The 19,582-nt window shown below is 43.5% G+C and carries 30 protein-coding genes; 1 reads left to right on the forward strand and 29 read right to left on the reverse strand.

Annotated features, from left to right (window positions below):
• Window positions 1–123 precede the first annotated feature (123 nt).
• The 3 genes from VB654_RS17910 to VB654_RS17920 all read right to left on the reverse strand — a co-directional run bounded on the left by VB654_RS17910 (window position 124) and on the right by VB654_RS17920 (window position 3,934).
• Window positions 124–2,802: a DNA methyltransferase gene (locus VB654_RS17910; protein WP_323215169.1), complete on the reverse strand. Its 2,679-nt coding sequence runs from the start codon at window positions 2,800–2,802 to the stop codon at window positions 124–126.
• A 110-nt stretch (window positions 2,803–2,912) separates the two neighbouring features.
• On the reverse strand, window positions 2,913–3,368 hold the full coding sequence (locus tag VB654_RS17915; protein WP_323215217.1) for a DUF29 domain-containing protein: 456 nt from the start codon (window positions 3,366–3,368) through the stop codon (window positions 2,913–2,915).
• Between the two features lie 203 nt (window positions 3,369–3,571).
• The gene (locus tag VB654_RS17920) at window positions 3,572–3,934 is read right to left on the reverse strand and encodes a helix-turn-helix transcriptional regulator (RefSeq protein WP_323215170.1); all 363 of its coding nucleotides are present in this window, start codon (window positions 3,932–3,934) and stop codon (window positions 3,572–3,574) included.
• 190 nt (window positions 3,935–4,124) lie between these two features.
• On the opposite strand from VB654_RS17920, the gene VB654_RS17925 reads away from it, so the two are divergent.
• Window positions 4,125–4,571, forward strand: coding sequence for a hypothetical protein (locus VB654_RS17925; protein WP_323215171.1), 447 nt, complete (start codon window positions 4,125–4,127; stop codon window positions 4,569–4,571).
• Between the two features lie 9 nt (window positions 4,572–4,580).
• Here the strand turns inward: VB654_RS17925 and prfA are convergent, their stop codons facing one another.
• The 26 genes from prfA to rplV form a co-directional block, all read right to left on the reverse strand.
• Window positions 4,581–5,678: a peptide chain release factor 1 gene (gene prfA / locus VB654_RS17930; RefSeq protein WP_323215172.1), complete on the reverse strand. Its 1,098-nt coding sequence runs from the start codon at window positions 5,676–5,678 to the stop codon at window positions 4,581–4,583.
• Window positions 5,679–5,774: 96 nt separating this feature from the next.
• Window positions 5,775–6,014 (reverse strand): 50S ribosomal protein L31, encoded by a 240-nt coding sequence (gene rpmE / locus VB654_RS17935; RefSeq protein ID WP_323215173.1) that lies wholly within the window; start codon window positions 6,012–6,014, stop codon window positions 5,775–5,777.
• Between the two features lie 108 nt (window positions 6,015–6,122).
• Window positions 6,123–6,539, reverse strand: coding sequence for a 30S ribosomal protein S9 (gene rpsI / locus VB654_RS17940; protein WP_323215174.1), 417 nt, complete (start codon window positions 6,537–6,539; stop codon window positions 6,123–6,125).
• Window positions 6,539–6,997 carry a 50S ribosomal protein L13 gene (gene rplM, locus VB654_RS17945; protein ID WP_323215175.1) on the reverse strand — a complete coding sequence of 153 codons (459 nt, stop codon included), beginning with the start codon at window positions 6,995–6,997 and terminating at the stop codon, window positions 6,539–6,541. Before rplM ends, rpsI begins: the two co-directional genes overlap by 1 nt.
• Window positions 6,998–7,009: 12 nt before the next feature.
• Window positions 7,010–7,897, reverse strand: a complete 888-nt coding sequence (gene truA, locus VB654_RS17950) for a tRNA pseudouridine(38-40) synthase TruA (protein WP_323215176.1) — start codon at window positions 7,895–7,897, stop codon at window positions 7,010–7,012.
• A gap of 66 nt (window positions 7,898–7,963) precedes the next feature.
• Entirely contained in the window at window positions 7,964–8,314 is a 351-nt protein-coding gene (gene rplQ, locus VB654_RS17955) for a 50S ribosomal protein L17 (RefSeq protein WP_323215177.1), read from the reverse strand.
• A gap of 33 nt (window positions 8,315–8,347) precedes the next feature.
• Entirely contained in the window at window positions 8,348–9,295 is a 948-nt protein-coding gene (locus VB654_RS17960) for a DNA-directed RNA polymerase subunit alpha (protein WP_194001737.1), read from the reverse strand.
• A gap of 350 nt (window positions 9,296–9,645) precedes the next feature.
• Entirely contained in the window at window positions 9,646–10,041 is a 396-nt protein-coding gene (gene rpsK / locus VB654_RS17965; RefSeq protein WP_006196721.1) for a 30S ribosomal protein S11, read from the reverse strand.
• 54 nt (window positions 10,042–10,095) lie between these two features.
• Window positions 10,096–10,476, reverse strand: a complete 381-nt coding sequence (rpsM, locus tag VB654_RS17970; RefSeq protein ID WP_063873734.1) for a 30S ribosomal protein S13 — start codon at window positions 10,474–10,476, stop codon at window positions 10,096–10,098.
• Window positions 10,477–10,588: 112 nt separating this feature from the next.
• Window positions 10,589–10,702, reverse strand: a complete 114-nt coding sequence (gene rpmJ / locus VB654_RS17975; protein WP_006196723.1) for a 50S ribosomal protein L36 — start codon at window positions 10,700–10,702, stop codon at window positions 10,589–10,591.
• Window positions 10,703–10,818: 116 nt separating this feature from the next.
• Window positions 10,819–11,043: a translation initiation factor IF-1 gene (gene infA, locus VB654_RS17980; RefSeq protein ID WP_006196724.1), complete on the reverse strand. Its 225-nt coding sequence runs from the start codon at window positions 11,041–11,043 to the stop codon at window positions 10,819–10,821.
• Between the two features lie 204 nt (window positions 11,044–11,247).
• On the reverse strand, window positions 11,248–11,826 hold the full coding sequence (locus VB654_RS17985; protein WP_323215218.1) for an adenylate kinase: 579 nt from the start codon (window positions 11,824–11,826) through the stop codon (window positions 11,248–11,250).
• A 5-nt stretch (window positions 11,827–11,831) separates the two neighbouring features.
• Complete coding sequence (gene secY / locus VB654_RS17990; protein WP_323215178.1) at window positions 11,832–13,145, reverse strand: preprotein translocase subunit SecY; 1,314 nt, start codon at window positions 13,143–13,145, stop codon at window positions 11,832–11,834.
• Between the two features lie 71 nt (window positions 13,146–13,216).
• Complete coding sequence (gene rplO / locus VB654_RS17995) at window positions 13,217–13,660, reverse strand: 50S ribosomal protein L15 (RefSeq protein WP_323197315.1); 444 nt, start codon at window positions 13,658–13,660, stop codon at window positions 13,217–13,219.
• 108 nt (window positions 13,661–13,768) lie between these two features.
• A complete protein-coding gene (gene rpsE / locus VB654_RS18000; RefSeq protein WP_323215219.1) occupies window positions 13,769–14,293 on the reverse strand; it encodes a 30S ribosomal protein S5 in 525 nt (174 codons plus the stop codon).
• Between the two features lie 92 nt (window positions 14,294–14,385).
• The gene (gene rplR, locus VB654_RS18005; RefSeq protein WP_323215179.1) at window positions 14,386–14,748 is read right to left on the reverse strand and encodes a 50S ribosomal protein L18; all 363 of its coding nucleotides are present in this window, start codon (window positions 14,746–14,748) and stop codon (window positions 14,386–14,388) included.
• Between the two features lie 2 nt (window positions 14,749–14,750).
• Window positions 14,751–15,299: a 50S ribosomal protein L6 gene (rplF, locus tag VB654_RS18010; protein ID WP_323215180.1), complete on the reverse strand. Its 549-nt coding sequence runs from the start codon at window positions 15,297–15,299 to the stop codon at window positions 14,751–14,753.
• Window positions 15,300–15,389: 90 nt separating this feature from the next.
• Window positions 15,390–15,791 (reverse strand): 30S ribosomal protein S8, encoded by a 402-nt coding sequence (rpsH, locus tag VB654_RS18015; protein ID WP_323215181.1) that lies wholly within the window; start codon window positions 15,789–15,791, stop codon window positions 15,390–15,392.
• Window positions 15,792–15,811: 20 nt separating this feature from the next.
• Window positions 15,812–16,360, reverse strand: coding sequence for a 50S ribosomal protein L5 (gene rplE / locus VB654_RS18020; RefSeq protein WP_323215182.1), 549 nt, complete (start codon window positions 16,358–16,360; stop codon window positions 15,812–15,814).
• Between the two features lie 225 nt (window positions 16,361–16,585).
• Complete coding sequence (rplX, locus tag VB654_RS18025) at window positions 16,586–16,939, reverse strand: 50S ribosomal protein L24 (protein WP_323215183.1); 354 nt, start codon at window positions 16,937–16,939, stop codon at window positions 16,586–16,588.
• Window positions 16,939–17,307: a 50S ribosomal protein L14 gene (gene rplN / locus VB654_RS18030; protein WP_006196734.1), complete on the reverse strand. Its 369-nt coding sequence runs from the start codon at window positions 17,305–17,307 to the stop codon at window positions 16,939–16,941. Before rplN ends, rplX begins: the two co-directional genes overlap by 1 nt.
• Before the next feature lie 42 nt (window positions 17,308–17,349).
• A complete protein-coding gene (rpsQ, locus tag VB654_RS18035) occupies window positions 17,350–17,601 on the reverse strand; it encodes a 30S ribosomal protein S17 (protein ID WP_063873745.1) in 252 nt (83 codons plus the stop codon).
• Between the two features lie 6 nt (window positions 17,602–17,607).
• Window positions 17,608–17,835 carry a 50S ribosomal protein L29 gene (gene rpmC, locus VB654_RS18040; RefSeq protein ID WP_323215184.1) on the reverse strand — a complete coding sequence of 76 codons (228 nt, stop codon included), beginning with the start codon at window positions 17,833–17,835 and terminating at the stop codon, window positions 17,608–17,610.
• Window positions 17,836–17,838: 3 nt separating this feature from the next.
• On the reverse strand, window positions 17,839–18,264 hold the full coding sequence (rplP, locus tag VB654_RS18045; protein WP_323215185.1) for a 50S ribosomal protein L16: 426 nt from the start codon (window positions 18,262–18,264) through the stop codon (window positions 17,839–17,841).
• An 82-nt stretch (window positions 18,265–18,346) separates the two neighbouring features.
• Window positions 18,347–19,108 (reverse strand): 30S ribosomal protein S3, encoded by a 762-nt coding sequence (gene rpsC / locus VB654_RS18050; protein ID WP_323215186.1) that lies wholly within the window; start codon window positions 19,106–19,108, stop codon window positions 18,347–18,349.
• Between the two features lie 51 nt (window positions 19,109–19,159).
• On the reverse strand, window positions 19,160–19,516 hold the full coding sequence (gene rplV, locus VB654_RS18055) for a 50S ribosomal protein L22 (protein WP_194001761.1): 357 nt from the start codon (window positions 19,514–19,516) through the stop codon (window positions 19,160–19,162).
• Window positions 19,517–19,582 lie beyond the last annotated feature (66 nt).

The raw sequence follows: 19,582 nt of genomic DNA on the forward strand, positions 1-19,582 counted from the left end.
CATGAGGATGGAATTTTTAACGCAGAGGGGCGCTGAGGTTAACGCAAAGGTACGCTGAGGTTAGAGAAAGCTTAAATCCTCACCTCAGCGCCTCTGCGCCTCTGCGTGAGACTCTCTTATATTTTAAGGTGTCCAAGGACCAATGACGGTTTCACCTTGTTTTTCTTTCTCGGCTAATTCTAAATTCAACGTCAGCAGTTTTTCTAAAATATCATCTTTAGTTTTAAAGTTATAGGCTTGCATTACCAATTTATCTAACTGTTCATGCAGTTTATAAAGTTGGCTGCTGGGTTCATTAAAGAATTTATTATATAGTGTGGTTATTCCCCACTGTTTCGACTCCATTTGCTGAGTGCGATATTGATGGAGTTCTTCAGCTTTGGCACGAATTTGTTGGACTAATTTAGCGTCGGGTGTTTGGGGAAAGGGAAAGGTTTCAAAGCAGGTTGTATTAGTGTAGCGAGTATCACCCTTTAAAGTTGAACTTTGAGCTTTTACCCAAAGGCGATGAATTTTAGATGTGAGAATACCCAGAATGTAAAAATCATCTGATGCAATTACCATATTAGCTTCACATGGCAATATAGAAATATCCACAGGGATAAAAACTACCCATTTAGAAATTTTTGGTATAGCAAAATAGCATTCTAAGCTTTTTAATGCTTTTCTCATTGCAGGGCTGTATCGACGAAATCTCCACCAGTAAGTTTGAGAAAGATTGCTGCGATTAATGTCTTTTTGGGGCTTAACTTTCTCTTTAACTCTTTTTAAAGGTAATTCATACTCAGATGCTTGCTCAATTGACATATCGTTAAAATCAATTACCCAGTCTAGCTTTTGACAAGGATTAATTAAAGTTTTACCATCAGCCATTGGTTTCAAAACTTCTTGATTTTTAGAATATTGAGCAATCCATTCTTTCGCTTCTTGCTCAGATATTATAAAACCTTTACCACCAAGCGCACAAGACTCAAAAGAAAAATTCTTATTGGCTTTTAGTTTGACAGCATCTGTAACTGATGTCTCACTTTTTAATGATGAGTGAATAAAGGCAACTTCAATATTATCTAAAAAGTTTTGTTTTGCTTTTTCTTTTGCCCAATTAACAATACTCACATGAACAGCCGCATCTCCAGACCATTCTTGAGTAGAAATTGCATCATGAATAATCCCACCATTACTAACAATGTAATCTAGACTTGCTTTTCTACCTGAAACCTGAGCAATAGAATTTGTTCCCACTAAACCAGCACGACCTTTTTCATCAAGATAATCATGGCTTTTTCTAAACCAAAACACACAAAAATCTGGTTGTCCTTTTATATCAGGGAAGGCTTTATATATTTTATCTGTGGTTTCATCTCCTAATTCAAGTCTCAGTTTTTTACCACCTAAAAAGGGCGGATTACCAATAATTGCATTAGCCTTTGGCCATTCACTAAATAAAGCATCCTGACAAACAATATTTTTATCCAAAGAATCCAAAGGTAAGGGAGGCTCAGTTAATTGTAAATTATCAATTGCAATTTTCCGCGCAATCATCAAAGTAACCCGCGCTAATTCCACCGCAAAGGGATTCGTATCCATTCCATAAAATTGCAGAGGAGTCACTAAACCCATCAGCATTTGCTTATCTTTTGATTTTCCACGCTCTTGTAACTTCTCTAATAGCAAACTTTCAATTCTTTTCAGTTCCTGATACGCTATATAGAGAAAATTACCAGAACCACAAGCCGGGTCAAGTACGCGATAACTTTGTAATTCTAATTGTAGTTGAGAGAGTTCCTTAATTGAGCCAGCCCCATCAATTCTATCTTCCCAATAACGGCTAATTGTGGGACGAACAATTTTCATAATGTCCGCTTCCGAAGTGTAATGAATACCCTTGGCGTGACGCTCTTTTTTATCTACCGTCCCTTCAAATAAATTCCCAAAAATAGCCGGACGTACCTGACTCCAATTCTCCTTAGCTGAGACATCCAAAAAATTTAATTCTTCCCTTGTCAACTCAATCGCTTGAATCTGAGAAAATAAACCACCATTGAAATAATCTACACCTTGATAACGTCCGGCTGGCGTTTTTCCTTGCAGATTCATTTCCCGAAATAAACCACCCAAAACATCATAAGAACTCGCCCCAGCCATGCAATCCTGAACACAGGAAATAAACATATCACGGGGTAAAAGTTGCCTATCTTCAGCAAACATCGCCAGCACGCATTGCAAAATAAAGCGCTGCGCTGTCAACTTCTCAATTCCCCGCTTTTCCAGTTCCAGCAGCAACTCACCCATGCGACGTGCCGCTCGTTCTGTCACCTCCACCTGGTTATTATTGAAAATAGGAGTTTTATTCCCAAACTCCATAAACGCAAAAGCTCCCGCCCTTTCTGGCAGTTGCTCCAGGGATATTTTATCTACAGGTGTATCTAGCTGAATATCAAAGTCAAAAATCCAAAACTCATCAAAATTGCACAGCAAAACATAACGCGGACGGTCTGGTACTAACCTTGTCCAATAATCAAAAGCCTGGGAATAATGCTTACTCAAATCCTCCCCCCGCTTCTTCATCTCAATCAAAACGCGGGGTTTCCAAACCAAATCAGCAAAACCCGTTTTACCTGTCTTGCTGCTCTTTTTTATCGCTTCCTCATAACTCGCCCCAGCTTCCAGCGCTCCCTCATGCCCAAAAGCCCTAAAAAAGCGGTCTAAAAACGTTTGCGCTTCCTTCCTTTCCTGTCCCTTGATGTGCTGCTGACAAAAACTCACAAACTTATTCAGACTTTCAGGTGTCGCTGCTGCCATATTGAATTGGGAATTGCCCTAAGTACCTTTAGCAATACCTATGTTAAAGATTAATCAAGACCAATGGGGAAAAATATTTTAATTACGAATTACGAATTACGAACTACGAATTACTCCCAGTCCTGACCAGTATCACAAAGAAAATTCTCTGCCATAACATCATCAAATAAATAGGGGCAAAGCTCTGGAAAAGTTCGTAAAGGCAAGTTAGTTTCTCTGAGTGCTAAATCAACTCCCGCTTCAAAGCCATCTAACAAGGCTGCTTCTATGCGAGACTTTAAACTGGGGTTTTGTCGCAAATGCCTATGGATAGCGCGACGCTGTTCTCGAATTGTTAAAAACCAACTCCGAGAGCGTTCTTCTGGTTGATATTCCCACTTCAACAGATGACCGATTAATACACTCAGACGACTAACTAATTCTCGATACTCCTGTCGTCCCAAAGCTTGAATTTCCTCTCGCAGATTTTGCCAGTCTAATTCTAAGACCAACTTTTGCTCCAAAGCTTTAGCCTGTTGCTGTGTCCATCCATAGAAGTCTTGGTCATACAAACAAGGTTCATCCATATTCATAGAGTTGAATCTTATCAATTCAAAAATACTAACAATTGATCATATTTTCTGCTGGCTACCCTACTGCAAATTAAGGGATTTCCAGAAAATAAATTGCCCCACTTTATCAGACCATATTTGTTCTTTATCCCCCCTGCTCCCTGCTCCCTGCTCCCCTGCCTACCTCACCAATGGAATATTTTTTTAATTGTCAGTCCCTAACTAGCCTTGGCCTCATCCTCAGATGTTTCCGCCACAGTTGCTAATCTATCCGCCGCAGCGCGCACAATCTCAGCCACTTGACTCAGAGGCATATACTTGATTTGTCTCAAAATCAAATTTAAATCGGAAATTTCTTGGATTGGCTCGCCATTTAAGCAGGTGAGTAACTCTTGTAGTGTATAGCCTGCTCTTGCTGCTATTTTCGCCAAATATTCCGTATCTGGCACATTCACACCTTTTTCCCACAACTGAACAGCAGTGGCAGAAACTCCCAACAGTTTGCCAAAGGCTCGTTGACTCATGGAACCACGAGCTAATTTGATGATTTCTACAAGTTTTTCTCTGCTTTCAATTTTCACTGCTTATATAGCTAGCCAACTTTATTTACAAGTTTAGTCAGCAATTATTGAAATTTTACTTTTATCTTGACAATGTTTGTTGTTGCTGATATTTTTAGATAATTACAAAGTAGCAATTTGCATTAAAACCTGGAAAGAATCACGCAACTAGACTTTTCAGCGTTGCTGCCAATCAAATCAAGGGTGCATCATGTTCCGCCGTCTACGTAAAGTTCAAAAATATCGCCGTCAAGGTCGAAACCTCATCGCCTCTAATAAGATTAAACCAGATCAATGGCACATTTCAGATACAGAAGTTAAAGAAGCTCTGAAAGTTAAAGGCTACGACGTTAAGCAAATTAAAAAAATTCGCTGTCTCAAGCATCAGGTGTGTATTTCTTACTGGGATGCAAAAGATAATGTATGCAGCAGCTTTTTCAGCTATCGGATTTTTGCACGTTGGCAAACAGATGTGGAAAAATTGATTTACTGCTGCCAAACCCTCAAAGAATGGAAGAAGTTAAATTACGTCATCCAGTACGAGTTTGCATATTACCATTATCTTAGTGAAATGGAAGACGCACTCAGCAGCGCATTAGAAAACCGCTTGTGTGTATTGAAAGCTACTGAACAACTAGCGGTTTTCCAGGAAGTTTAACAGGAGAAATTAGTTAGACGTAGAAGCTGCTAACTCTGCTAAACGTTCTTGCTGGTCTTGAGAGATACAAGATTGAATCACCGTTTCTAATTCGCCTTCTAAGACAGGATTAAGAGAATAATTCTGTCCTAGACGGTGGTCTGTAACGCGGTTATCTTTATAATTGTAGGTACGGATTTTTTCTGATCGTGATCCTGTACCAACTTGCGATCGCCTCATGGAAGTTACAGCGTCTTGTTGTTCGGCTAACTTCATTTCGTACAGTTTCGCCCGCAAAATTTGCATCGCCCGTTCTTTGTTTTGCAACTGGCTACGTTCTTCTGTACAGAAAATGCGGATACCTGTGGGTTTGTGGAACAAGTCAGCAGCCGTTTCCACTTTGTTAACGTTTTGTCCACCCGCACCACCGGAACGAGCTGTACTCATTTCAATATCCTTGGGATCAATGTGAATTTCCACATCATCCACCTCTGGCATAATTGCTACTGTGGCGGTAGAAGTGTGAACTCGTCCCCCAGCTTCAGTTGCTGGTACACGCTGGACGCGATGTACTCCGGCTTCAAACTTCAGCTGACTGTAAACGCTATCACCCTGAATTTCCAGGATTACTTCTTTAAAGCCGCCCATTTCTCCCAGTGACTCGCTCACTAGTTTGACTTTCCAATGCTGGAGTTCAGCATAACGGGAATACATCCGCAGTAAATCTCCAGCCCAAATACTCGCTTCATCGCCACCAGTACCAGCGCGAATTTCCAACATGATGTTTTTATCATCGTTGGGGTCACGGGGTAACAGCAACACCTTCAAACGAGCTTCTAAATGTTCTAGTTTTTCTTCTAATTCATGGACTTCCAAAGCTGCCATTTCTTGCAACTCTGGATCACCATTAGCTTCTTTGAGTACCTGACGCGCCCCTGCTAATTCTTCAGTAGCAATCTTCCATGTTTCATAGGTATTGACTACCTCTTCCAACGATGAACGAGACTTGGCAATTTTTTGATACTCGTCAGGATTGCTAGCAGTATCAGGATCAGCCAGACGACGGGTTAATTCATTAAAGGTTTGTTCAACGGATTTAAGTTTATCTAGTAAGTATGATTCAGCCATGAAAAATGCGCTCCTTAAAAATAACAAATTGGCTCGGCAAAAAATGACAATCGACCCAGCAGTTGCAGGGTCGTCGTTAACAGCAGAGCCAACCCGCTACTTTTCTTGAGTTTCTTCTGTGGCTTGAGTGCTGCTCATACCGTATTTACGTAAGAAGCGTTCAACTCGACCTTCGGTGTCAATTAGCTTCTGAGTACCAGTATAAAAAGGATGATTTCCAGACCAAACGTCTACGTGCAACTCTGGCTTTGTGGAGCCAATGGTCATGACAACTTCACCGTTACAGTAAACTTTAGCTTCTGGATACCACTGGGGATGAATATCAGGTTTAGCCATGTTTTTTGTCGTTATCCTATATCAATTATATCTTTTAGAAGTCACTGGGGAGTTTGAGATTTTGGATCAGACTACAATCTAAAATCCAAAATCCAAAACCAAATTGACTTAACGTTTGGAGTACTGAGGAGCTTTCCGGGCTTTGTGCAAACCATATTTTTTCCGTTCTTTGGCACGGGGGTCACGAGTTAGGTAGCCCTCAGTTTTCAAAGGTGGACGATTATCTGGGTCTAGTTGACACAGGGCGCGAGCTACTCCTAAACGAATAGAATCAGCTTGTCCTGTCAAACCGCCACCTTCAGCTTTCACCAAAATATCGTATTCGTTTTCTAGTCCCAGAGTTTCTAGAGGGTTTCTAATCACTCCCAAGTAGTTGGCGTTGAATTGAAAGTACAATTCTCCATCCTTACCATTGACAGTCAATTTACCTTCTCCGGGAACCAATCTGACCCGTGCCACTGCGGACTTGCGACGACCAGTACCCCAGTACACGGCGCGACCGCTATTGCTTTCTGCTACTACCATTAATTTTCTTCTCCAGGAATTGTATTAATTTTTAGTTCTTTGGGTTTTTGCGCTTCGTGGGGATGAGTTGGCCCAGCGTAGACTTTGAGTTTGGTAAATAACTGCTTACCCAAACTATTTTTAGGGAGCATACCTTTAACGGCGTGTTCTAATATCCGTTCTGGTAGGCGCTGTTGCAATTTAGCGAAGGTTTCTGTTTTCATGCCGCCGGGACGGCCTGAATGGCGACGGTAAAGTTTTTGGCTCCGCTTTTTGCCTGTAACTGCGACTTTTTCGGCATTGATCACAATTACAAAGTCACCTGTGTCCATGTGGGGCGTAAATTCGGCTTTCTTTTTGCCTCTCAAAATCATGGCGATTTCGGTGGCGAGGCGGCCGAGGCGTTTATCAGTGGCATCTACTACGTACCACTCACGCTCAAGGGTTGCTTGAGGAGGAAGGTATGTTTTTGTTGTCATTAGAGTTTCGTTTTACAAGAGTGGTGTGGAATTGAGGTAAACGGTTTCTGTTTGGGAATATTCCAGAGGAATATCTGTAGGAAAGACCAATTTAGGCAGGGTTTCGTACCAAATCTCTGGGGAAAAAGGAAAATCTGGATAGCCTACTCTTAACAAACACAAACCCTGGGGAGGGGCAGCGTATTTGACTTCTTCGCGGCGTTCTTCTTGCCAGAGTTCGGTAAAGCCAGCAAGTGTCAGCTTACCGGAGCCTACCTGTGCCAGCATCCCTACTAACAGCCGTACCATGCCATACAAAAATCCATTTGCCTGAATTTCAATATGAAGAAATGGCCCACTACGATGACATTGTGCTGCTTGCACTTCTACCCAAGAATGCGATCGCTTGGAACCTGCACGGTGAAATGCGGCCAAATGATGCTTCCCCATCAAGGGTTGGAGGGCAGCTTGAATTAAGCATTCATCCAGGGGTGCATAATAATAATGCCAACTGAAGGGTCTGACGAACAAGTTCGGCCGATCTTCAGTGTATATCGTGTAGCGATATCGGCGATAGGCAGCACTAAAACGCGCGTGCCAACGATTATCTACAGCAGCTGAAGCCTTTATCAGTATATCTTGAGGCAGATAGCTATTCAGAATTGATGCCCACCTGTGAGGTGGGATTAATCCTGTGGCTTCAAAGTGGGCTACTTGAGCAGCTGCATGAACTCCAGAATCGGTTCGCCCCGCACCATGTAGAGTCACATGATAACCAAGAACCGTGGCGATCGCTGTTTCAATTTCTTCTTGAACTGAACGATGCTGCTTTTGTCTTTGCCAGCCGTGAAAATGAGTGCCGACGTATTGAATTACGAGGGCGACTCGATGGGTTTCGGTAGGCTGGTGGCTTTCTAACATACTGATTTTGGCTGTTGGGATCTGTCTTTGTCATGAACTAATGACTCATGACCGATCACCAATTAACTAAACTAGCTCGATGATCGCCATTTTTGCCTGATCTCCCCGACGCGGAACGGTATGCAAAATGCGGGTATAACCACCTTGGCGATCGCCATACCGAGTCGGAGCTTGTTCAAATAAAGCATGAACTAGCTGCTTGTCATAGATATAACCCAGAGCTTCTCGACGTGCTGATAAGGAGCCGTTTTTGGCTAGGGTAATCATTTTATCTACTTCACTACGCACAACTTTAGCTCGAATTAAAGTTGTGGTGATTCGACCATAACGGATGATCTCTGTGGTCAACGCTCGCAAAAGGGCGCGACGTTGGTCAGCTGGTTTACTGAGTTTTTTAACTCGACAACGGTGACGCATAATAAGGGACGATGAATGAGTAAAAGTTTGGACTTATGTGTGTTTAGTGCCTCTTTCTTGGGGCAGAGTAATACCTAAACGGCGCTGTAAGGCTTCAACTACCTCTTCTGCTGACTTCTGACCAAAGTTTTTAATTTCTAACAAGTCTTCTTGAGTGAAATCTAATAAGTCGGCCACAGAGTTAACTTGTGCGCGTTTGAGACAGTTATAAGCCCGCACAGAAAGCTGTAACTCTTCAATGGGAATTTGGGCTGTGGGGTCGTCGGGGACTTCAGCGCCTGTTTCTGTTGGTTCCAGTGAAATATCTTTCAATGGATTGAATAGCTCTACCAGAATACCAGCTGCTGATGATAGTGCTTCTTGGGGAGAAATACTGCCATTTGTCCAAACTTCTAACAGCAGTCTGTCTTTGGTAATTGAGCTTTCACCACGGGATTCTTCAACACTGTAGTTGACTTTCCGGACTGGCATAAATACTGAGTCTATTTGCAAGAAGTCTAAGGAAGTGGCTTCTTCACGTCCTCGTTCTACTGTGCGATATCCTTTGCCCTTCTCAATCCGAAATTCCATTTCCAGCTTGCCGCCTTCAGCTAGGGTAGCGACATACTGAGTTTGGTCTATAACTTCTACTTCACTGGGCAAATCAAAATGCGCCACGGTGACTGTTGCTGGACCGTTAACGAGTAATCTGCCAATCTGGGGTTGAGAAGAATAGCTTCTGAGGATTACTTCCTTCATTTTCATGAGGATTTCCAGCACGTCTTCCCGCACACCCGGAACTGTAGCAAACTCGTGGCTTACCCCGGCAATTCTCACTGCTGTAACTGCTGTTCCCTCTAGATTCGACAGTAAAACCCGCCGCAGCGCGTTGCCAACTGTTGTTCCTTGACCACGCTCTAGAGGTTCCAGCACAAATTTACTGTAATGGCTCCGACTTTCCTCAGTATTAGACTCTACACATTCAATTTGAAACTGCGCCACGGATTAGCCTCCCTTCTTTAAGGTGCTGCTAGCAGGCAAATCAATTGCCTCGAATTTACTTTTTTTCCCCAGCTTACGCTAGGTAGATTCAACTGCCTGGAATGCAGTCTATTTTGATTACCCTCTTCAGGGAAAATCATTATTTTTAGTTGTAATCAGCTATGTTAAATACAGTGTTATTTGCTTTAGAGCTATCAATAAACTGGGTTTATATTCAGCACTCAGCACTTACTGTATTTTGCTTGTTCTGAAGTTTAGCAGCCCTCCCTATAGGAAGAGCTGACTTGCTTCTCTTTGCTCAAGCCATGAAAAACAGTTTGTAGACCCAATGGCTAACAAACAGGTTGCTTTTAAACTCGGCGACGCTTGGGTGGACGGCAACCATTGTGAGGAATTGGAGTAATGTCCCGAATCAAGGTAATTTCCAATCCTGCTCCTTGGATTGCCCGAATCGCGGTTTCTCTACCTGCTCCGGGACCACTTACCATCACTTCAATTTGGCGCATCCCTTGATCCATCGCCCGGCGGGCTGCACTTTCAGCTGCGGTTTGTGCTGCAAAGGGAGTTCCCTTTTTTGCTCCCTTAAAACCGCTTGAACCAGCACTGGCCCAGGAAATAACGTCGCCATTTTGATCGGTAATGGTGACAATGCTATTGTTGAAAGTAGACTGGATGTAGGCCATCCCGTTGGGTACGTTGCGCTTCTGCTTTTTGCTCCCGCCTTTTTTAGTTGGTTGTCTTGCCATATTTGTTTAGTTAATCTAAGGTAAAACTTGCCTGGATGGGCAAGTGTTGAAAGTTTATTTGCCTGGAGCCTTCTTCTTACCAGCCACTGTTTGCCTTCTCCCACGACGGGTTCTAGCATTAGTGCGAGTCCTTTGACCTCTAACTGGTAAGCCCATGCGGTGACGACGACCACGGTAGCAACCAATATCAACCAAGCGCTTGATGCTCATGGCTTCTAAGCGCCGTAAGTCACCTTCAACTTGATAGTTGCTTTCGATTTCGCCGCGCAGGGCTGCTACGTCAGCATCACTTAGGTCTTTAACGCGGGTATCTGGGTTTACACCTGTAGCGGCTAAAATTTCCAGAGACCTTGTTAACCCAATTCCGTAGATATAAGTCAGACCAATTTCAACGCGCTTATCGCGTGGAAGGTCTACTCCGGAAATACGTGCCACAATTAATTTCTCCCTATTGTTATCGCAGTTACTATGACAAAGGCGTGATCATTGCCTTTGTAGCTTTTAATGGTGATTAATCTGTGTTTTCACTCTTGAATTTGTCAGAGTGTTAGCCTTGGCGTTGTTTGTGTTTGGGGTTCACGCAAATCACCATAACGCGACCGCGACGGCGGATGACGTTACATTTTTCACACATTTTCTTGACGGAGGCTCGAACTTTCATGCCTTTTCTAATTGACTCCAAATAGTAAATTATAGCATTTTTAAGGAAATTAATTCACTTAAGTAACTGGGTAGAACCCAGACAAATGGTTTTATGGTAAGATTTTCGACATATAACTATTTTTTCCGCAATCTATAAGTAATTCTACCCTTTGAGAGATCGTAGGGAGTTAACTCAACTTTGACGCGATCGCCAGGTAAAATCTTGATGTAATTACGGCGAATCTTACCGGAAATGTGTGCCAAGACATTAAATCCATTGTCCAAATCAACGCGAAACATCGCATTGGGCAAGGATTCAGTGACAGTGCCTTCCATTTCGATCAAATCTTGCTTAGACAATTTGTTTTTTCCTCAATTCAACAATCTCCTATTTATTCAGTTGCAGCACTTCATCTGCAAAAGAACATATTTTGAGAAATATATCAACAGTTTATTAATATATCTTAGCTAGAATTGTCCCGCATCTTGCCAGTAGGGGGGTAGACGCGATTGATCGCGTCTGTGCTGGGGAGTGAATAGTGATTTTTACAAGTGCTACTCAGTCTATTGAGTGATGACTTTTTTTAACTCGTTAGTGACTTCTTCTTGGGACTGATCGCCATTGACTGTGATCAGTGTTTGGCGAACTGATAAGTCAGCGCTGGCGCTATCGCGGTAATAATCAATCAATGGAGCAGTTTCAGCCCGGTAAACGTCTAGACGATGACGAATTACCGTTTCGGTATCATCTTTTCGTCCTCTATCGAGTAAACGTGCTACCACAACATCATCTGGTGCATCCAGATTAATTACCCTTTCACCGCCCTGATTAAGTTCTGCCAGCAATTTCTCCAGAAAAACTGCTTGTGTGACTTTGCGAGGAAAACCATCAAGAATCCAGCCAGATTTCACATCTGGTTGACTAAGACGCTCCTGTACTAAGTCCTGCACTAACTGATCGGGAACTAAATCGCCGCTATTGACATAACTTTGAGCCTTAATTCCCAAAGGAGTTTGCTCTTGCATAGCTCGCCTTAATATCTCCCCTGTAGAAATATGGGGAATATTCAAGTCTTCAGCCAAAATTTGAGCTTGAGTTCCTTTACCAGATCCAGGGGGTCCCAAGAAAATTAATCGAGTCAATGTCACTATTGTTTCACCATTCCTTCATAACGCTGAGATATCACGTAAGTTTGTACTTGTTTAGCCGTATCAATTGCCACGCCTACTAGAATTAGTAAAGAAGTAGCACCCAATCCTCTAAAGGTTGGTACTCCCAAAGCACTTTCCACAGCAGTGGGGATAATAGCCACAAAGCCCAAAAATATCGCACCTAAAAAAGTCAGTCGATTGATCACACGCTCAAGATACTCACTCGTAGCCTTTCCAGGACGAATACCGGGAATACTAGACCCCATTTTCTTCAAGTTCTGTGCGACATCAACTGGGTTAACAATCAATGAAGAATAGAAATAACTGAAGAAAATAATTGAGACCAAATAGACCAGAGCATAAACCCAAGCCCCAGAACCCCCCGGACTGAGATAAGTATTGACAATGTTGGCTATTTCAGGATTTCTAGTAAAATTGGCGATTAACAGTGGCAAACTCAAAATTGCCGCCGCAAAAATAATCGGCATTACACCCCCGGAATTGAGCCGCAAGGGTAAATAACTCCGTTGTTCTGCCAATACTCTCCGACCGACTTGGCGACGAGCCGAAATAATCGGGATGCGACGGATGCCTTCTTGAACGAAAACAATTCCCACAATTGTTGCTAGAAACACCAAAATGAGAACGATTACACGACCAATGGTTTCTCTACCGCCGACTTGTACTAAGTCAATGGTGTCGCCTAAAGCTTTAGGTAACGAAGCTACGATGTTGACAAAAATCAACAATGATGCACCATTACCAAGTCCTCGTTCTGTAATTAGCTCTGATGCCCACATAACAAACATGGAACCAGCAGTCAGAGCGATCGCTGTTTCCAATACAAATGGTATTCCTGGATTCAAAGCAAATTGATTGAGAAAAATTGCCGAAAAAGCCACACTTTGAATAGTTGCCCACACTACAGTTACGTAACGTGTGATCTGCGAAATCTTCCGCCGACCTTGCTCCCCTTCATTTTTCTGTAAATTTTCTAAAGATGGTATTGCCGCCGTGAGTAATTGGATAATAATGGACGCATTAATAAATGGTAAAATCCCCAAAGCAAAGATTCCCAAAGTGGAAAGTCCTCGTCCAGAAAATATATCCAATAAACCGAAGACGGCATTATTACCAGCTATTGCTTCAGCAAACCTAGCTCTATCAAGACCAGGTACTGGCAAAAATATACCGAGGCGAACCAAAATTAAAATACCGACGGTGACAAGCAGTCTACCTCTGAGGCCAGCTGCTTGTGCCATCTGCATAAAAGTTTCTTGAGCCGTTGGGGCTTTTTCTCGACTGATCATAGAATGCTACCTCTATAGTGAACCAGGCGCTGGCAGCGATAAGAATTGCAAAGTGCGCTTTTCTGGCTCACTTATAAGACTTCGCAACTACCACCAGCTGCTTCAATTTTGCTACGAGCTTGTCCTGTGAAAGCTGCTGCTTGTACCTTTAGGGATACATTTAATTCGCCGTTGCCCAAAATTTTCAATGGGCCCTTAGCAGCAGTTAGAATTCCTGCCTCTCTGAGAGAAGTCAAAGTTACCTCTGTATTGGCAGGAAGGGAAGCTAGTTTCTCTACATTAATCGTAGTGTAAATTTTCCGATTGACCACCGGAAAGCCTTTCAGCTTAGGGACTCGGCGATACAATGGTTGCTGACCACCTTCAAAACCTGGTCTGGTACCGCTACCAGAACGAGATTTTTGACCTCTCATACCTAAACCAGCACTAGCGCCTTGACCTGCGGAAATACCCCTAGCTACGCGGCGGCGACGTTTCTTTGAACCTTTTTGGGGCTTAACATCGTTGAGTCTCATGATGTAATTAGTAATTGTTTACACAAAAGCTCTGACTTGAAAGTGCTGTTAGCAGGGGTTGAGCCAGGGCTGAGTAAAAATACTAGCCTCAGCGTCCCTTGACAGCTACTAAATGTAGAGTTTTTCTATAGGAATACCCCGTTCCTCAGCCACTTCAGAAAGAGTACGTAGTGTAGATAAGGCATTCACTGCGGCTCTAGCATTGTTGAGTGGATTGTTGGAACCGAGTTGCTTGGCCAAAATATTCCGAACTCCTGCCAATTCCAGGACAGTCCGAACAGCACCACCAGCAATTACCCCAGTACCAGGTGCAGCAGGGCGCATCATCACTTTAGCACCGCCACCCACACCATCAATAGGATGAGGAATGGAGTTGGATTTAGTCATAGGGATGTCAATCAGATGTTTTTTGCCATCGGCCACACCTTTTTTTACAGCCCCGATGACATCTGAGGCTTTGCCTACTCCGACACCAACTTGACCACGTTCATTACCGACGACCACAATCGCCCGGAAGCTAAGTTTTTTACCTCCCTTGACGACCTTGCTCACCCGGCGGATTTGGATGACTCGTTCTTGCCAGGTAGTTTCTTCTTTTTTTGTGCGGTTCGCTTTACGACGACCAGTTGCCATAATCAAATGCTCTCTATTAGTCAGTTGTCTTTTGTCCTTTGTCATTTGTCTTTTGTCCTTAGCCAATGACTAGTGACCAATGACTAATGACTTTAGAAATCTAAACCAGCTTCGCGGGCGGCATCAGCGAGGGCTTTGACACGACCATGATATAAGTTACCACCGCGATCAAAGACTACTTGGGTAATACCTTTTTCTAACAATCGCACTGCTATCAACTTGCCAACTTGCGCTGATGCCTCACAAGTAGCACCTGTAGCTGAATTAGATTTCAACTCTGGTTCAACCGTCGAGGCTGCTACTAATGTGTGATGCTGAGTATCATCAATTACTTGGGCGTAAATGTGTTCGTTAGAACGAAACACAGCCAAACGCGGACGTTCTTGAGTTCCTTGAACTTTATTACGAACGCGCCGATGGCGACGCTGTTTTGATTCTCTACGAGTAAGTTTCATTTTTACTTCTTACCACTCTTACCAGTCTTACCAGCTTTGCGTCTGACCACTTCACCCGCATAACGAATCCCTTTACCTTTGTAGGGTTCTGGGGGACGAACGGCACGAATCTTCGCTGCTGTGTTACCTACTATTTCTTTGTCATAACCACTAACGATGACGTTAGTGTTATTTTCTACAGCAAAATCAACTCCGTCTGGTGGCACAATATGCACCTGATGGCTGTAACCAATATTCAGAACTAAGTTACGTCCTTGAACTTGGGCGCGATAACCTACACCTTGAATTTCCAGGCGACGTTTAAAACCTTGGGAAACTCCCTCGACCATGTTAGCGACCAAAGTACGGCTTAGACCGTGCATTTGCCGAGACACACGGGTCTCATCACGACGGGTGACATTTAATATTTCTCCTTCTTGAGAGACAATTACATTAGCAGACAAAGTGCGAGAAAGTTCCCCTTTTGGGCCTTTCACTAAAACTTTGGTGCCATCAATTGTCACTTCCACTTTGGCGGGAATAGTAATTGGTCTTTTACCAATACGAGACATGATTTTTTGTCCTTTATCTTGAGTCCTGAGCGCTAAGGATTTACCCTGAGCATAGTCGCTCGCGTAGCGTCTCGCAGAGAAGGGCTAAGATTACCAAACATAGCAAAGTACTTCGCCACCCAAGCTCTGACGACGTGCTTCACGGTCAGTCATGATGCCACTGGATGTAGAAATAATGGCAATGCCGATGCCACCTAGTACCCTTGGTAATTCTTTTCTAGTAGAGTAAACACGCAAACCAGGCCTACTCACTCGCTTCAAAGCAGTGATTAAAGGCTGACGATTTTTACCCTTGTATTTCAGGGAAATAACTAGATTCCGCTTAATCCCGTCTCCTGCTTCCGCAACTTCAGCAACAAAACCTTCCTCTTGTAGTACTTTGGCAATACTACGAGTCATTTTTGTGGCTGGCACTTGTGTTGTTTGATGTCTTGCCAGGTTGGCATTGCGGATGCGCGTCAGCATATCTGCAACTGTATCGTTAGCCGCCATCGTTCCCTCTTTAGATGAACTTATTGATCGCGAAAGGGCATTCCCATTTCTTTTAGTAAGGCGCGACCCTCTTCGTCGTTTTTCGCTGTTGTGATGATGGAAATATCCATACCACGGATTTGATCGATACTGTCGTACTCGACTTCTGGAAAAATTAGCTGTTCTCTGACACCCAGAGTGTAGTTACCGCGTCCGTCAAAACTTTTCGGACTAATACCCCGAAAGTCTCTAATTCTGGGTAATGACAAGCTAATTAATCTGTCAAGAAAAGCATACATTCGTTCGCCTCTGAGGGTGACCATAATGCCCACAGGCATTCCCTCACGGATCTTAAATCCAGCGATCGCCTTTTTCGCCCGTGTCACTACTGGTTTTTGACCAGTGATTACCGCAATTTCGTTTAAAGACGCTTCTAGCGCCTTAGCATTTTGAGCCGCTTCGCCTAAACCTCGGTTAATCGTAATTTTTATCACCTTTGGCACTTGATGTACGTTGGTGTATTGAAACTGATTAGTCAGTTTAGGGACGATTGTCTCTTGGTATAAGTTTTTGAGTCTTGTTGTCGGCATACTTTCTTGTCCTTATCCCTGGGCTTGGTCAGGGAAGCTTTTTTTAAGTGCTGAGTGCTGAGTGCTGAGTGCTGAGTAAAGAATTTACAGTGGCACACATCGGCTAGTTCTCTAGTTATTGAGGATTTCACCTGTTTTTTCAGCATTCTCACTTTTTCACCTTCTATGATGAAGAGTTTTTAAGTGCTGAGTAAAGAGTTTACAGTAGCACACATTGGCTAATCTCTAGTTATTGAGAATTTCGCCTGTTTTCTTCAGCATTCTCACTTTTTTACCTTCTGCGGTGAAGGTGTAACAAACACGACTGGTGACGTTTTGCTTGCTGGAGTAGAGCATCACGTTGGAACTATGGATGGGAAATTCCTGGGTGATGATTTTACCTGATTCCCCTTCTTGCTGGGGTTTTACGTGCTTGGTCTTCATGTTGACACCTTTGATAATGACTTTGCTCAGTTGGGGTAGTGCTTGGACTATTTCCCCTACTTTGCCTTTGTCTTTACCTGCAATTACTTGCACGGTATCACCAGTTTTGACGTGCATTTTATAGAATACTTTCGGCTTTTCCTTGCGGTTTGCCATTACAGTACCTCCGGAGCCAGGGAAACAATTTTAGTGAAGCTCTTTTCACGTAATTCGCGGGCAACTGGGCCAAAAACCCGTGTACCTCTGGGATTACCATCTTTATTAATGATCACGGCAGCGTTATCGTCAAAGCGAATGGTCATACCACTATCACGGCGGATGCTATGACGGGTGCGAACAATCACTGCTTCGATTACATCTGACTTTTTCACAGCCATGTTAGGAATGGCATCTTTAACAACGGCGATAATTCTGTCGCCGATGAAACCATAACGTCTGTTGCCACCACCTAATACACGGATGCACATAATTTTTTTTGCACCGCTATTATCTGCGACATTCAGGTAAGTCTGGGTTTGAATCACAATTAGTCTCCCTTTTATCCTGATTTATTCGTGTAACCAGGGTTACATTGTGGCTTTAGTATTCAAGATGTCTTTGACTTGCCAGCGTTTGGTTTTACTCAAAGGTCTAGTTTCTTGAATCCGCACGCGATCGCCCACTTTGCATTGATTCTCTTCGTCATGAACTTTATAACGACGAGTTTTAACCATGATTTTGCCGTACTTGGGATGGGGAGAGCGATTTTCTACAGCAACTACTACAGTTTTTTGCATTTTGTCGCTCACTACCAAGCCGACTCGTTCTTTGATTGCCATAAACTCCTATTGTTGTTCTTGAGCCGTTTGACTTGCTGCCCGTTTGCGCTCAGTCTCGACAGTCAGCAACTGGGATAGGCGATGTCGGGCGTGTCGGAATTGGTGAGGCTTTTCTAGTTGTCTTGTAGCTTTTTGCAAGCGCAACTGAAATAGTTGTTTTTTTACAGCGAGAATTTCCTCAACCAGCTGTTCGTCGCTGAATTCTCTAGCTTCTGAAATCTTGGGAAGAGGCATAACCTACTCCTGCTCCTTTGGTTGAGAACGCACAATAAACTTAGTTTTAATCGGCAGCTTATTTGCAGCTAAACGCATCGCTTCACGAGCGATTTCTTCGGAAACGCCAGCGATTTCAAACATAATGCGTCCTGGCTTGACTACAGCTACCCAAAACTCTGGAGAACCTTTACCAGAACCCATCCGGGTTTCGGCTGGGCGCATAGTTATCGGTTTATCTGGGAAAATCCGAATCCAGATTTTTCCACCCCGGCGAATGTAACGGGTCATTGCTCGACGGGAGGCCTCAATTTGCCGGGCAGTAATCCAAGATGGTTCTTGAGCTTGGAGGGCAAAATCACCAAAATCAATGTTGCAGCCACGGGTAGCTAGGCCTTGCATCCGTCCGCGCTGTTGTTTACGGAATTTAGTTCTTCTAGGACTTAACATGGTTCGTCATTTGTCATTGGTCATTGGTCATTGGTCATTGGTCATTGGTCATTGCTAAGGACTAACGACTAAGGACTCATGACTATCCTTCATTAGAACGGTCTTCAAATTGCTGACGGCGACGTTGTTGTTGACGACGACGAGGTTCACGTTCGCGATCGCGTGTACTGGGTGGGGCTGGAGTTTCTTCCTGTCCTGGGATAATTTCTCCCTTGAACACCCATACTTTGATGCCCAAAATCCCGTAAATTGTTTTGGCTGTGCAGTAAGCGTAATCAATATCAGCTCGTAAGGTATGTAAAGGTACTCTACCTTCACGAGTCCACTCTGTCCGGGCAATTTCTGCACCGTTGAGCCGACCACTGACTTGAATTTTAATGCCTTGAACACCAGCACGTTGAGCGCGTTGAATGGCTTGTCGTACTACCCGCCGAAATGAAACACGTCGTTCTAACTGTTGAGCGATGTATTCGCCAATCAGGGAGGCATCAGCATCAACTTTTTGAACTTCAACTACGTTAATCCGAATTTGGCGATTGCCACCCAGGACTTCTTGTAGTCCCAGACGTAGTGATTCAATGCCTTGTCCACCACGACCAACCACTACACCAGGTCTAGCTGTACGTACTTCTAAGTCAATTTGGTCGGCTTTACGCTCAATTCTGACTTCAGAAATTCCGGCGTTGTTTTGAGCTAATTTACCCAGCTTTTGTTCTATATACTGACGCAGTTTGTAGTCTTCTTGTAAAAGTTCGGGATAGCGTTCAGGAACTGCGAACCAACGGGATTGATGCTCTCTTGTAATACCCAGGCGAAAACCAACTGGATGAATTTTCTGTCCCACAAATGCTTCCTCTAAAATTTCTAACTTTACGCAATTTTTCGGGTCTGATAATTATTCAGCAGTAGCATCAGCTACAGCCACAGTGATATGACACGTTGGCTTGCGAATTTGGTAAGCTCGCCCTTGCGCTCTGGGTTGAAACCGTTTTAGCACTGGACCTTGATTGGCATAAGCCTGAGTAATTACCAGATTTGTCCGGTCTAAACCAGCATTATGCTCGGCATTAGCGGCGGCACTTCTGAGAAGCTTCAATATTGGTTCACAAGCTCTATAGGGCATGAATTCCAATATAATTAGTGCTTCTCGGTAAGAACGCCCTCTAATTTGGTCGAGGACACGACGCACTTTGTAGGGAGAAATGCGTATATAACGAGCGATCGCCTTAACTTCAGTAGTATCAATAGCCATAATTTTCTCCTTTAGTCATTAGTCATTGATCATTAGTCTTTAGCTGATGACTAATGACTAATAACT

Origin of the sequence: Nodularia sp. UHCC 0506 (genome assembly GCF_034931045.1) — a bacterium.
GTDB lineage: Bacteria > Cyanobacteriota > Cyanobacteriia > Cyanobacteriales > Nostocaceae > Nodularia.

Bases quoted from the DNA above. Each gene is read 5' to 3' on its own strand.
- VB654_RS17910 (WP_323215169.1), bottom strand. From the start codon at position 2,802: ATGGCAGCAGCGACACCTGAAAGTCTGAATAAGTTTGTGAGTTTTTGT.
- VB654_RS17915 (WP_323215217.1), bottom strand. From the start codon at position 3,368: ATGGATGAACCTTGTTTGTATGACCAAGACTTCTATGGATGGACACAG.
- VB654_RS17925 (WP_323215171.1), top strand. From the start codon at position 4,125: ATGTTCCGCCGTCTACGTAAAGTTCAAAAATATCGCCGTCAAGGTCGA.
- prfA (WP_323215172.1), bottom strand. From the start codon at position 5,678: ATGGCTGAATCATACTTACTAGATAAACTTAAATCCGTTGAACAAACC.
- rpmE (WP_323215173.1), bottom strand. From the start codon at position 6,014: ATGGCTAAACCTGATATTCATCCCCAGTGGTATCCAGAAGCTAAAGTT.
- rpsI (WP_323215174.1), bottom strand. From the start codon at position 6,539: ATGGTAGTAGCAGAAAGCAATAGCGGTCGCGCCGTGTACTGGGGTACT.
- rplM (WP_323215175.1), bottom strand. From the start codon at position 6,997: ATGACAACAAAAACATACCTTCCTCCTCAAGCAACCCTTGAGCGTGAG.
- truA (WP_323215176.1), bottom strand. From the start codon at position 7,897: ATGTTAGAAAGCCACCAGCCTACCGAAACCCATCGAGTCGCCCTCGTA.
- rplQ (WP_323215177.1), bottom strand. From the start codon at position 8,314: ATGCGTCACCGTTGTCGAGTTAAAAAACTCAGTAAACCAGCTGACCAA.
- rpsK (WP_006196721.1), bottom strand. From the start codon at position 10,041: ATGGCAAGACAACCAACTAAAAAAGGCGGGAGCAAAAAGCAGAAGCGC.
- rpmJ (WP_006196723.1), bottom strand. From the start codon at position 10,702: ATGAAAGTTCGAGCCTCCGTCAAGAAAATGTGTGAAAAATGTAACGTC.
- secY (WP_323215178.1), bottom strand. From the start codon at position 13,145: ATGATCAGTCGAGAAAAAGCCCCAACGGCTCAAGAAACTTTTATGCAG.
- rplO (WP_323197315.1), bottom strand. From the start codon at position 13,660: ATGAGACTCAACGATGTTAAGCCCCAAAAAGGTTCAAAGAAACGTCGC.
- rpsE (WP_323215219.1), bottom strand. From the start codon at position 14,293: ATGGCAACTGGTCGTCGTAAAGCGAACCGCACAAAAAAAGAAGAAACT.
- rplR (WP_323215179.1), bottom strand. From the start codon at position 14,748: ATGAAACTTACTCGTAGAGAATCAAAACAGCGTCGCCATCGGCGCGTT.
- rplF (WP_323215180.1), bottom strand. From the start codon at position 15,299: ATGTCTCGTATTGGTAAAAGACCAATTACTATTCCCGCCAAAGTGGAA.
- rpsH (WP_323215181.1), bottom strand. From the start codon at position 15,791: ATGGCGGCTAACGATACAGTTGCAGATATGCTGACGCGCATCCGCAAT.
- rplE (WP_323215182.1), bottom strand. From the start codon at position 16,360: ATGCCGACAACAAGACTCAAAAACTTATACCAAGAGACAATCGTCCCT.
- rplX (WP_323215183.1), bottom strand. From the start codon at position 16,939: ATGGCAAACCGCAAGGAAAAGCCGAAAGTATTCTATAAAATGCACGTC.
- rpsQ (WP_063873745.1), bottom strand. From the start codon at position 17,601: ATGGCAATCAAAGAACGAGTCGGCTTGGTAGTGAGCGACAAAATGCAA.
- rpmC (WP_323215184.1), bottom strand. From the start codon at position 17,835: ATGCCTCTTCCCAAGATTTCAGAAGCTAGAGAATTCAGCGACGAACAG.
- rplP (WP_323215185.1), bottom strand. From the start codon at position 18,264: ATGTTAAGTCCTAGAAGAACTAAATTCCGTAAACAACAGCGCGGACGG.
- rplV (WP_194001761.1), bottom strand. From the start codon at position 19,516: ATGGCTATTGATACTACTGAAGTTAAGGCGATCGCTCGTTATATACGC.